Origin of the sequence: Undibacterium sp. GrIS 1.2 (assembly GCF_040544435.1) — a bacterium.
In the GTDB taxonomy this organism is placed as follows: Bacteria; Pseudomonadota; Gammaproteobacteria; order Burkholderiales; family Burkholderiaceae_D; genus Undibacterium.
Map to the genome: position 1 here is coordinate 1 of NZ_JBEONP010000076.1, position 12351 is coordinate 12351.

Genomic DNA, 12351 nt, shown 5'->3' on the forward strand with positions numbered 1-12351 from the left:
CTGTAAAAATAATCGTATTGATGAATTGCTTCCGCTGCGGGCAAAATCGGTTATTTGCTGATCGTCTAGGTGGGTCTGTCGGACGCATACGATCAACCCAGGTGAAACCTACAACTCAAATTTTGAAGTCTGCATGAGTGCAAGCTAACGGGAATACAATATTTATCTGACGATGGATCTCTGATGGCAGCAAAGTAAATTTAGATTTTTATTAGTTGGATGCAAACACAAGGAGACGTGTGTTTATAGAGATTGGGTGCAGATGATTAACCGCTGTTTCTGATCACTGATCAGCCTCAAATTTTTCTTGAGGCTGATGACTTTAGAAAATCGGGGTATGTAGAAAAGAAGTGCGTCGGGAGGGGCTCGAACCCCCGACCCATGCCTTAGAAGGGCATTGCTCTATCCAGCTGAGCTACCGACGCGCGGGAGAAATATGTGAACTTATTATGAAATGATGATGCTCGTCATAACAATCTAGTGTTCTGGTACAGAATACTAGGATTCAATTCAATCAAATTCTGAAGTGCTATTGTATTATTTAGCACGTATATTATTCGCTGCACTAGCCAAACAATATAAAAAAACTGAAGGCTGAATAGTACATGGTATCGCCTCCATATTCAATAATGCGACTAACACAAATTCAAATATAAATAGGACTTATGCAAAATTGTCCCAGTAAGGCGTAGCGACAAAGATAGTACATCTTTACTGCTAGGAGCTGCAACGCAGCTAGGGCGGTTTTACGTAAGTCCTAATAAATCAGGCAGGTGTTATACAGTCAACTAGTCTACGAGCAAATTTATTGGCCATTTCTAAATCAACTGCTTCTACCATAACTCGCACTAATGGCTCAGTACCCGAGGCACGAATCAATACTCGCCCTTTATTACCTAACTCTGCTTCTACGCGCTGTTTTTCTAAAACAGCCGCTTCATTTTTCTGCCAGTTAAATCCGGCAGGCACTTTAACATTGAGTAAAACTTGTGGGAATAAGATCAAATGTTCAAAACATTGATCTAGGGTCTTGCCATTGCGACGCAGTGCAGATAAAACTTGCAACGCAGAGACAATACCATCGCCCGTAGTGTGCTTATCCAGGCAGAGTAAATGTCCGGAACCTTCACCACCTAGCATCCAGCCACGCTCTTGCATTTGTTCCAGCACGTATCTGTCGCCCACTTTAGCCCGGACAAAACCAACGCCCAAATCCTGCAATGCCAACTCTACCGCCATATTGGTCATCAAAGTACCAACCACACCCTGAACTGAACCAATTGCAAGACGATCCATCACCATCAAATAAAGCAGCTGGTCGCCATTATAAATTTTACCGTTTCTATCCACCATAACGAGGCGATCAGCATCACCATCCAAAGCGATACCTATATCTGCATGATTCGCTCTGACGGCAATAGCCAACGCATCTGGCGCGGTAGCACCGACCTGGTCATTAATATTAAAACCGTTCGGTTGATTACCGATAGAGATAACTTCAGCACCTAATTCATGAAATACATGCGGGGCAATATCATAGGCAGCGCCATGTGCACAATCAACTACGATCTTAAGTCCTCGCAAATCCAATTCGTTGGGGTAAGTACTTTTACAAAATTCAATATAGCGACCATTTGCGTCACGCAGACGATGCGCCTTGCCGAGTAAATCTGAACTAACACAGTCCATCCCATTTTCTAGCTCGGCCTCAATTGCGAGCTCGACTTCATCAGGTAATTTATTGCCCTGCGAAGAAAAAAACTTAATCCCGTTGTCATAATAAGGATTATGTGAGGCAGAAATCACGACACCAGCCGACAAGCGTAAGGCTCTGGTCAAGTAAGCTACAGCAGGAGTAGGCATCGGCCCTGAGAGCATCACATCAACTCCAGCTGCAGCAAATCCTGCCTCTAAAGAAGCCTCTAGCATATAGCCAGACACCCGAGTATCTTTACCGATCAAGACAGCAGGCTTACCCTCTCCTTTATGTCCACGTTGCGCTAACACTTTGCCGGCAGCATAACCTAAGCGCATTACAAAATCAGGGGTAATTGGTGCGACGCCAACTTTGCCGCGGATACCGTCGGTACCAAAATATTTTCTCGTCATTTTTATTTTCTTTCTTTAATTTGATAACGCGCGCCACACGGCTAACGCATCGACGGTCTCGGCTACGTCATGCACTCGTAAAACTTTCGCGCCATTGGCGACGGCTGCGATTGAGGCAGCAATACTTGAGGCAAGACGCTGCTCTACGCTTTTCCCTGTGATTGCTCCCAGCATCGATTTACGCGATAAACCAGCAAGTATAGGCATACCAAATCTGGCTTGAAACTGATCTATATTTTTCAGCATTGCCACATTATGCTGCAAGGTTTTTCCAAAGCCAAATCCGGGATCAAGGCAAATACGTTGAGGCGCAATTCCAGCATTTAATAAATCGGCCACCATCGTATCTAAGAAATCAGTTACCTGAGTATTTACATCGTCATACTCAGGTTGCAGTTGCATATCTGACGGCGTATTTTGCATGTGCATCACACATAAGCCAACATCAGCCTTGGCAACAACGTCGATAGCGCCTGGTGCTCTAAAGCCGTTGATATCATTGATCATATCAACATCTGCAAGAATGGCTTCTCGCATTACTTGTGTCTTGTAGGTATCGACGGATAAAGGTTTACCACAATCACGCAAAGCATAAATCACTGGCATAACCCGGCTCAACTCCTCATCGAGCGACAAAGGCGTTGCACCTGGCCGAGTGGATTCGCCGCCAATATCAATAATATCTACACCATCTCGTATCATCTGCTCCGCATGTGAGAGCGCCGCATCTAATCCCTGGAATTGCCCTCCATCTGAAAATGAGTCAGGCGTAATGTTGAGTATTCCCATTACTAAAGGACGAAACTGTGACCCCTGTAACGGAAATCGATATCGACCACATTCGAAATAATTATTCATGAATATAAAAAATTAGGGCGAGAATCCCTTCTCACCCTAAATTAAAGTCAAACTATTAATTGATATTTAAGCTGGTGCCGCCGCGTTTGGAGATACGCCACCAGACGTTGTATCTGTCGGAGTCTTACGTGTTGACTGACCTAACTTTGGCGGGCGTGGATCTATGCCGCTCATAATGTCATTGATTTGATCAGCATCTATCGTTTCCCAATCTAACAAAGCTTTAGTCATTGCTTCGACTTTATCACGATTTTCTTCGAGCAATTTACGGGACAGGGCATATTGTGTATCCAGAATATTACGAATTTCCGCATCCACTTTTTGCTGTGTCACTTCAGAAATCGTTTTTGACGAACCACCAAAGTAACCTTCACTTTGGCTATCTTCATACACCATCACGCCCATGCTGTCAGACATACCAAAGCGGGTCACCATTGCACGAGCCAGCTTAGTTGCACGTGAAAAATCGTTCGATGCACCAGTGGACATTTGACCGACAAAAATTTCTTCAGCAATTCGACCGCCAAACAAAATGGAAATTTCCTCCAGCATTTTATCTTTATAGCCGCTAATCGGATCATGCTCCGGCAACTGCCATGTCAGACCCAATGCAAAACCACGTGGCATGATAGTTACTTTGTGAACTGGATCTGCCTTTGGTAAAAGTTTAGCGACAACAGCATGGCCAGATTCGTGATAAGCCGTATTACGGCGTTCATCTTCACGCATGACCATAGATTTGCGCTCAGGCCCCATGAAAATTTTGTCCTTAGCATCTTCAAAATCAAGCATTTCAACGATACGCTTATTGCGACGCGCAGCAAATAAAGCTGCCTCGTTGACAAGATTGGCAAGATCAGCGCCTGACATCCCAGGGGTACCACGTGCCAAGATATCGGCTTTAACGTCAGTGCTGATAGGCACTTTGCGCATGTGAACATTCAAAATTTGCTCACGGCCACGGATATCTGGCAACCCAACGGAGACTTGTCGATCAAAACGACCAGGACGCAATAAAGCCTTATCAAGGACGTCAGCACGGTTAGTTGCTGCAATTACGATAACACCGGAATTAGCCTCAAATCCGTCCATCTCAACCAGCATTTGGTTCAATGTCTGCTCACGCTCATCATTACCACCACCCATACCGGCACCACGGTGGCGACCGACAGCATCAATTTCATCGATGAAAATAATACACGGCGCATGCTTCTTAGCATTTTCAAACATATCACGGACACGGGAAGCACCAACACCAACAAACATTTCAACAAAATCAGAACCAGAAATAGTGAAGAATGGTACCTTCGCCTCACCCGCAATCGCACGAGCCAGCAAAGTTTTACCTGTACCCGGTGGACCAACCATTAAAACACCGCGTGGAATGCGGCCACCGAGCTTTTGGAATTTACTTGGATCGCGCAAGAAATCAACAATTTCGCCAACTTCTTCTTTCGCTTCATCACACCCTGCGACATCAGCAAAAGAAACATTGTTGTTGGTATCGTCCAGCATACGTGCTTTAGATTTACCGAATGAAAATGCACCACCTTTGCCGCCGCCTTGCATCTGACGCATGAAAAACACCCAAACGCCAATTAACAACAGCATTGGGAACCATGAAATAAAGACTTGGGACAGGAAGGACTGCTCTTCAGGCGGCTTGTTATCAAATTTAATGCCGTTATTTACCAGATCACCTACTAAACCACGATCAAATATCGTGAGTTGTGATTTGACCTTTTTACCATCCAGCGTAGTCGCTGTAACAGTACGATTGGCATCATCAATCGTTGCATCTTTAATGTGCTTAGCCCTAACCTCATCCAGAAACTCGGAATACGGCATAGAGGCAGTGTTAGCAGACATGCCTTTGTCAAACTGTTTAAATACCATAAACAGCACTAAGGCAATGACTACCCATATCGCCGCTTTTGAAAACATATTATTCACGAGAACTCCTTGGACGTAGAACTACGCCTGTACACACAATAATTTTGCATCATACCCGTATTAGATAGAGCTTGCTAGAGCGCATATGTTGTCATTCTTGGTAATTATCAAGAGCGAATTAACATATAAATTATTACTTTTTGCTTTTTAACTATTCTTTAAACCTCTTCCGAGTAAGAAAATCTCAGAAGACTTGTCTTTGCTGGCTTTGGGTTTTTTGCTGATGACAGTTTTAAATTGTGTTTTAAACATGGTTACAATCGTGTTGTAAGCAGGTCCATGAAAACATTTTACTAGCAAAGCACCAGAGGGTTTTAAGTGCGCATTAGAGAACTCAACCGCCAATTCAATAATGTATTCAATGCGCGCCGCATCCACTGTGGAGTTGCCTGATAAATTGGGTGCCATATCTGATAATACAAGATCAAGCTTGCGCCCCAGCAATTTAGCCTCTAGCTGATTCAGCACGTCGGCTTCGCGAAAATCTCCCTGGATGAACTGAACATCTGCAATCGGTTCCATTAGCAGCAAATCTAACGCAAAAATCTCGCCCAAGATGCCGCCACCGTCTTTACCGGCTAGTTTATTGCGTACATATTGCGACCAACTACCAGGGGTTGCGCCAAGATCGACGATAATTTGACCTGGCTTGATTAATTTTTCAGCCTCATCGATTTCCTTGAGCTTGTAAACAGCACGCGCACGATAACCTTCCTTTTGTGCCAATTTGACATAAGGATCGTTAATATGATCGTGCACCCAATTTTGATTGAATTTATTTTTTGCCATTCGCGTAAAATACTGCTTTTAAAGGAATTTATATGTTGAAACTCACGCCCGCTGAACGCAGCGAACTGCGCTCTGAAGCCCATGCACTGAAACCCATCGTATTGATCGGTGAAGCCGGTTTATCGCCTGCCGTGATGAAGGAAATCGATGCTGGCCTTAATATTCATGGATTAATTAAGGTACGTGTGTTTGGCGATGATCGTGAAGCACGCATTGCCATGTACGATACCATTTGTAGCTCTTTAGAAGCTGCGCCGGTACAGCATATTGGCAAATTACTGGTTATTTACCGTCCTAAGTTAGACGGCATTAAGGAAACCAAACTAGTCAAAAAAGGCAAAGGTATGCGCGAGGTAACTATCGTCAAACCTAGCGCAAGTGGCACCAAAAAACCTAGTGTCTCAAAAGTCATGGTAAAGGGTAATGAGCGGGTAACTCAGGGCGGCTCAATCAAACGTGCTAAACCACGTCAAACTAGCGTCAAAAAATCAGCCCTCGGTAATACCTGATCACATTAAAGTGATAACGCCATAAAACTAAGTAGCTCTGCGCTCAATATACTAAATAATATTTTTATTTATTTAAAAATGGTCAGCTCTATATAGTGCTGACCATTTTTTTGTTCTGCTTAAATGTACAGCACTTCTAATACTTCATATTCACGAATACCTGCGGGTGCTTGCACACCAACGATATCGCCAACATATTTACCGATCAATGCACGAGCAATTGGGGAGCTGATTGATACTTTACTGAGTTTAATATCTGCCTCGTCGTCGCCTACAATTTGATAGCTGACTTTCTGTTCATTATCTAAATCCTCCAAATGCACGGTCGCTCCAAATACCACACGTCCCTCTGCATCTAAAGTTGTCGGATCAATGATTTGCGCCGCACTGAGCTTGCCTTCCAGCTCGGCGATACGACCTTCAATAAAACTTTGACGCTCTTTAGCCGCATCATATTCTGCATTTTCAGACAAGTCGCCTTGAGCGCGAGCTTCTGCAATCGCATTAATTACATCTGGACGCTCTTTGGTCTTCAAATTATGTAATTCTTGCTTAAGCAGTTCCGCGCCGAATTTGGTAAGAGGTACTGTACTCATTTCATTCACACTCATAAAGTAGAAATACAGAGGCCACATCTGGCATCCGGATTGGACACCGTCTGTGACCTCTGTATCGAAGTTTAAGCTATTTGCTTAGTGTAAGGTTTTATGCAGACCTTGTAAATCATAGACATGCAATTCATCTAGATGACGCATACCTTGCACTGCAGCCTCCGCACCAGCAATCGTGGTGTAGGTTGGTACGCGCGCTGCAAGCGAAGATACACGAATAGCACGGGAATCCGTAATCGCACTACGTTTTTCTTCTACGGTATTAATCACCAAAGCGATCTCATGATTTTTGATGATATCAACGACATGCGGACGGCCTTCGGCCACTTTATTGATCGTACTGACCGGGATACCCGCTGCTGCAATCGCTGCAGCCGTGCCCTTAGTCGCTACGACAGCAAATCCCATCTCAACTAGATCACCAGCTACTTTTACTGCGCGTGGTTTGTCACTACCTTTGACACTAAGGAAAACTTTGCCAGAGGTTGGTAGTTTGATACTAGCACCTAGTTGTGACTTGACGAAGGCTTCACCAAAAGTTTTACCGACGCCCATCACTTCACCAGTGGATTTCATTTCTGGACCAAGAATCGTATCCACACCAGGAAACTTCACGAATGGAAATACCGCTTCTTTTACACTGAAGTAAGACGGCACAACTTCTTTATGAATACCTTGAGAAGCCAGTGACTGACCCACCATACAACGTGCAGCAATTTTAGCCAATTGCAAACCAGTGACTTTCGATACGTAAGGTACTGTGCGAGATGCTCTTGGATTTACTTCCAGAACAAACACAACATCCTTACCATCTTGCTGTTGAATTGCAAACTGTACGTTCATTAAGCCGACAACGTTCAAGCCTTTCGCCATCAATGATGTCTGACGCTTTAATTCCTCAATCGTCTCTGCGGCAAGTGAATACGGCGGCAAGGAGCATGCAGAGTCGCCAGAATGCACGCCTGCTTGTTCAATATGCTCCATCACGCCACCAATGAAGGTGTGTTCGCCGTCAGAAATACAATCAACATCGACCTCGATTGCATCATTCAGAAAGCGATCAAGTAATACCGGTGAGTCATGCGACACCTTGACTGCTTCACGCATATAACGCTCGAGATCACGTTGCTCGTGTACGATTTCCATTGCACGTCCACCCAACACATAGGATGGGCGAACTACTAAGGGATAACCAATTTCCTGCGCTAACTCCAACGCTTGGGCTTCGGTGCGCGCTGTACGATTAGGTGGTTGACGCAGACCAAGCTTATGCAACATTTGTTGGAAACGCTCGCGATCTTCAGCTGCGTCAATCATGTCTGGCGATGTACCAATAATCGGTACGCCATTCGCCTCCAAATCCAAAGCTAATTTCAATGGCGTCTGTCCGCCGTACTGCACAATCACGCCGACTGGTTTTTCTTTATCGACGATTTCTAATACATCTTCTAAAGTCAAAGGCTCAAAGTACAGGCGATCGGATGTGTCGTAATCGGTCGAAACCGTTTCTGGATTGCAGTTGACCATGATGGTCTCATAGCCATCTTCGCGCATCGCAAAAGCCGCATGGACGCAGCAATAATCAAACTCAATACCCTGACCGATACGATTTGGACCTCCACCCAACACCATGATTTTTTTCTTATCGGTCGGTGCAGACTCACACTCTTCTTCATAAGTCGAATACATGTAAGCAGTTTTAGTTGCAAACTCCGCAGCACAAGTATCTACACGTTTATAGACTGGTCGAATATTTAAGGCATGGCGACGCTCACGCACCGCAGTGTCCGTAGTCTTGAGCAGCTTTGCCAATCGACGGTCAGAGAACCCTTTTTGCTTAATCTTTAGCAACACTTCTTTATCTAGCTCATCCAGATTCTGGTGATCTAACCACAGCTCGATATCGACAATATCCTTGATCTGCGCTAGGAACCACGGATCAATATGCGTCAGCTGATGTACCTCCTCCAAGCTAAAGCCAAGACCAAACGCATCACCGACATACCAGATACGATCAGGACCAGGCTCGCCCAATTCTTCTGCGATAACTTCACGATCCAGCGTTTTTTGGTTCATCCCATCAACGCCAACCTCTAAGCCACGCAAGGCTTTTTGGAAAGACTCCTGGAAAGTTCTACCGATTGCCATGACTTCGCCAACCGACTTCATTTGCGTTGTCAGATGATTGTCTGCTTGCGGGAATTTTTCAAAAGCAAATCGAGGAATTTTGGTAACGACATAATCAATCGACGGCTCGAATGACGCTGGGGTAGCGCCACCGGTGATTTCATTACGCAGTTCATCCAGAGTAAAACCAACCGCCAATTTGGCAGCGATCTTCGCAATTGGAAAACCTGTTGCTTTCGATGCCAGGGCAGATGAACGGGATACACGCGGATTCATCTCAATCACAATCATGCGACCATCAGCAGGATTGATAGAGAATTGAACATTAGAGCCGCCAGTATCGACACCGATTTCACGCAAAACTGCCAGCGAGGCGTTACGCATGATTTGGTATTCTTTGTCAGTCAGTGTCTGCGCAGGCGCTACCGTGATTGAGTCACCGGTATGGACTCCCATAGGATCAAGATTCTCAATAGAGCAAACAATAATGCAGTTATCCGCTTTATCGCGTACAACTTCCATCTCAAATTCTTTCCAGCCGATCATTGATTCTTCAATCAGCAACTCACTAGTAGGTGACGCCTCTAAACCGCGCTTGCAAATAGTCTCAAACTCTTCTTCGTTATATGCAATACCACCGCCGGTGCCGCCCATAGTAAAAGACGGGCGAATAATCACTGGAAAACCGAGTGTCTTCTGCACTTCCCATGATTCATCCATGTTATGCGCGACGCCGGAACGGGCAGAACCCAAACCAATTTTGGTCATCGCATCTTTAAACTTAGAGCGATCTTCTGCTTTGTCGATTGCTTCTGGTGAAGCGCCGATCAGTTCGCAATTATATTTGGTCAGGATGCCGTGTTTGTGCAAATCGAGTGCGCAATTCAAGGCGGTCTGACCACCCATCGTAGGCAAAATGGCGTCTGGCTTTTCTTTGGCGATAATGCGTTCTACCACTTGCCAGGTAATTGGCTCAATGTAAGTCACATCAGCCATTTCAGGATCAGTCATGATGGTCGCTGGATTGCTGTTAACCAAAATGACTTTATAGCCCTCTTCACGCAAAGCCTTACATGCCTGAGCGCCGGAATAATCGAACTCACAAGCCTGACCAATAATGATAGGGCCAGCACCGATAATCAGGATGCTTTTTATATCGAGACGTTTAGGCATTTTTATTGTTCTCCGTTTGCCTGCGCTTTTGCTGCGCTCATTAAATTAGTAAAGCGATCAAACAGGTAGGCGATATCCATCGGACCTGGTGATGCCTCTGGATGTCCCTGGAAGCAAAATGCTGGCTTATCAGTACGTTCAAAGCCTTGCAAAGAACCATCAAACAAAGAGACATGTGTAATGCGGCAGTTAGCAGGCAGTGAATTTACATCAACTGCAAAACCGTGATTCTGCGACGTGATCAATACTTGTTTAGTGTCCAAATCTTGCACCGGATGATTAGCGCCATGATGACCAAATTTCATCTTGAGCGTTTTGGCACCGGAAGCAAGCGCCATAATCTGATGACCGAGGCAAATACCAAAAGTAGGTATGCCTTTTTCAATCAATTCTTTAGCTGCAGCAATCGCGTAATCGCAAGGCTCTGGATCGCCAGGGCCATTGGATAAAAATACACCGTCAGGATTCAAGGCCAATACAGCAGCAGCAGTTGATTGGGCTGGCAACACGGTTACTTTGCAGCCACGGGCTGTCAGCATCCGCAAAATATTCCGTTTAACACCGAAATCAAATGCGACCACATGAAATTTTGGGTCGGTCAGTTGACCGTAACCTTGCCCTAAAGTCCATTCAGTTTCTGTCCATGAATAGGACTTGCTGGTAGAAACAACTTTTGCCAAATCCATGCCAGACAAACCCGGAAAAGATTTTGCCAGAGCGAGCGCCTTAGTCGCATCATTACCAACTAAAATTGCGCCGCCTTGGGCGCCAGTTTCACGCAGAATACGAGTCAGCTTACGTGTATCAATGCCTGCAATCGCAACAATATTTTGCGATTTAAGATAGTCAGATAAAGATTGTTCAGAGCGGAAGTTAGACACCATCAAAGGTAAATCTTTAATGATCAGGCCAGCCGCATGAATTTTGTCGGACTCAACATCTTCTGAATTGATACCGGTATTACCGATATGCGGATAAGTCAGAGTCACGATTTGAGAGCTGTAACTTGGATCAGTCAGAATTTCCTGATAACCGGTCATGGATGTATTGAAAACAACTTCGCCTGATATATGGCCTTCAGCGCCGATGGAAACACCAGTGAATATAGTTCCGTCCGCGAGAGCAAGAATGGCCGTAGCATCTTGGTTGGGACGTAAAGACTGCGGAAATGGCAGCAAGGGTAACTCCTGTATTGTTACCGTCGCTACGCCGCGCCAAAACAACCGTGTTCAGGAACCACGCGAATGTAGCGCGTAGTGTGAGACGATTTTAGGAGATTTGTGGATTTGGTATGCGCTACGACGGGATTTGGATTAGCTAAACCCTCGAATTATAGCGCAAAAGCACCCCTCAAGCAAACCAAGAACGCCAGAAAATGAGGTAAAGACGCGAGCATTTTTGGCTAAACCTGCCAGACAAACAACTCTTAGCGTAGATAACCATGCTGAAATAAATAGCGGCAGCGCAATTGGCTGCCGCGAGCAAGTATTTGATTAAATTACACTCAGACTAAAGTGCCAAGGCAGCAATACCGGCCTTTGCAATCTGCGCATCTTCAGACGACTTAACGCCAGATACGCCCACTGCACCGACACAATGACCATCAACGACGATAGGCACGCCGCCCTCTAACATTCCCTCAATATAAGGAGCACTTAAAAAAGAGAAGCGTCCATTATTGATAACGTCCTCATAAATTTTAGACTCGCGGCGACCAAGTGCAGCCGTCGTCGCCTTCGCTGGTGCAATGTGTGCGGAAATAGGTGCGACGCCGTCCAAACGTTGCAACCACATCAAATGGCCACCATCATCAACAATCGCAATCACTACCGCCCAGCCATTGGTTTTCGCTTCTGTCTCTGCAGCTGCTGCGATTTTTTTGACGTCATCTAAAGTTAATACAGGTTTAGTTTGCATAGGTACCTCTTGGTTAAAATGTGCTCGAATTGTACGTCAAGCTGCATTCATTAAGGATAAAAACAGTTTTGATCTTTTGATAGTAGACCCACTTAAAATAGGCCCGCTTACAAGCTTATTCTGAGCAAACAAATTAGTAATAAAAATGAATAATAAAGCAGAGCTTCTTGCAAAATACCCAAACCAGTAAAGTCGAGCATGGGTGTGGCTACTGTTGCGATTGGTTTTCTTGTTTGAAGCGGCACATGTGACATGAATTTGTGCCGGATTATCGTTTTATGGCGTGTCAATCCCTATGTGACCAT

General features: G+C 45.0%; 9 protein-coding genes and 1 tRNA gene. 1 reads left to right on the forward strand and 9 read right to left on the reverse strand.

The annotated features are described in order from the left end of the window. Positions 1–351 precede the first annotated feature (351 nt). The 5 genes from AAKU61_RS20630 to AAKU61_RS20650 all read right to left on the reverse strand — a co-directional run bounded on the left by AAKU61_RS20630 (position 352) and on the right by AAKU61_RS20650 (position 5709). Positions 352–425, reverse strand: a tRNA-Arg gene (locus AAKU61_RS20630). A 340-nt stretch (positions 426–765) separates the two neighbouring features. Continuing rightward, entirely contained in the window at positions 766–2109 is a 1344-nt protein-coding gene (gene glmM / locus AAKU61_RS20635) for a phosphoglucosamine mutase (protein ID WP_354335307.1), read from the reverse strand. A 15-nt stretch (positions 2110–2124) separates the two neighbouring features. Continuing rightward, positions 2125–2967 carry a dihydropteroate synthase gene (gene folP, locus AAKU61_RS20640; protein ID WP_354335309.1) on the reverse strand — a complete coding sequence of 281 codons (843 nt, stop codon included), beginning with the start codon at positions 2965–2967 and terminating at the stop codon, positions 2125–2127. A gap of 66 nt (positions 2968–3033) precedes the next feature. Next, the gene (gene ftsH, locus AAKU61_RS20645) at positions 3034–4920 is read right to left on the reverse strand and encodes an ATP-dependent zinc metalloprotease FtsH (RefSeq protein ID WP_354335311.1); all 1887 of its coding nucleotides are present in this window, start codon (positions 4918–4920) and stop codon (positions 3034–3036) included. Between the two features lie 147 nt (positions 4921–5067). Further along, entirely contained in the window at positions 5068–5709 is a 642-nt protein-coding gene (locus tag AAKU61_RS20650) for an RlmE family RNA methyltransferase (protein ID WP_354335313.1), read from the reverse strand. A 32-nt stretch (positions 5710–5741) separates the two neighbouring features. Between AAKU61_RS20650 and AAKU61_RS20655 the strand changes: the two genes are divergently transcribed. Continuing rightward, entirely contained in the window at positions 5742–6218 is a 477-nt protein-coding gene (locus tag AAKU61_RS20655; protein ID WP_322119339.1) for a YhbY family RNA-binding protein, read from the forward strand. A 119-nt stretch (positions 6219–6337) separates the two neighbouring features. Here the strand turns inward: AAKU61_RS20655 and greA are convergent, their stop codons facing one another. From greA to AAKU61_RS20675, 4 genes are all read right to left on the reverse strand, one after another. After that, positions 6338–6814, reverse strand: coding sequence for a transcription elongation factor GreA (greA, locus tag AAKU61_RS20660; RefSeq protein WP_322121594.1), 477 nt, complete (start codon positions 6812–6814; stop codon positions 6338–6340). Between the two features lie 96 nt (positions 6815–6910). Further along, positions 6911–10129, reverse strand: a complete 3219-nt coding sequence (gene carB / locus AAKU61_RS20665) for a carbamoyl-phosphate synthase large subunit (RefSeq protein WP_354335315.1) — start codon at positions 10127–10129, stop codon at positions 6911–6913. Between the two features lie 2 nt (positions 10130–10131). After that, positions 10132–11307, reverse strand: a complete 1176-nt coding sequence (carA, locus tag AAKU61_RS20670; protein WP_354335317.1) for a glutamine-hydrolyzing carbamoyl-phosphate synthase small subunit — start codon at positions 11305–11307, stop codon at positions 10132–10134. A 331-nt stretch (positions 11308–11638) separates the two neighbouring features. Next, positions 11639–12046: a GlcG/HbpS family heme-binding protein gene (locus tag AAKU61_RS20675; RefSeq protein WP_322119342.1), complete on the reverse strand. Its 408-nt coding sequence runs from the start codon at positions 12044–12046 to the stop codon at positions 11639–11641. Positions 12047–12351: the final 305 nt, after the last annotated feature.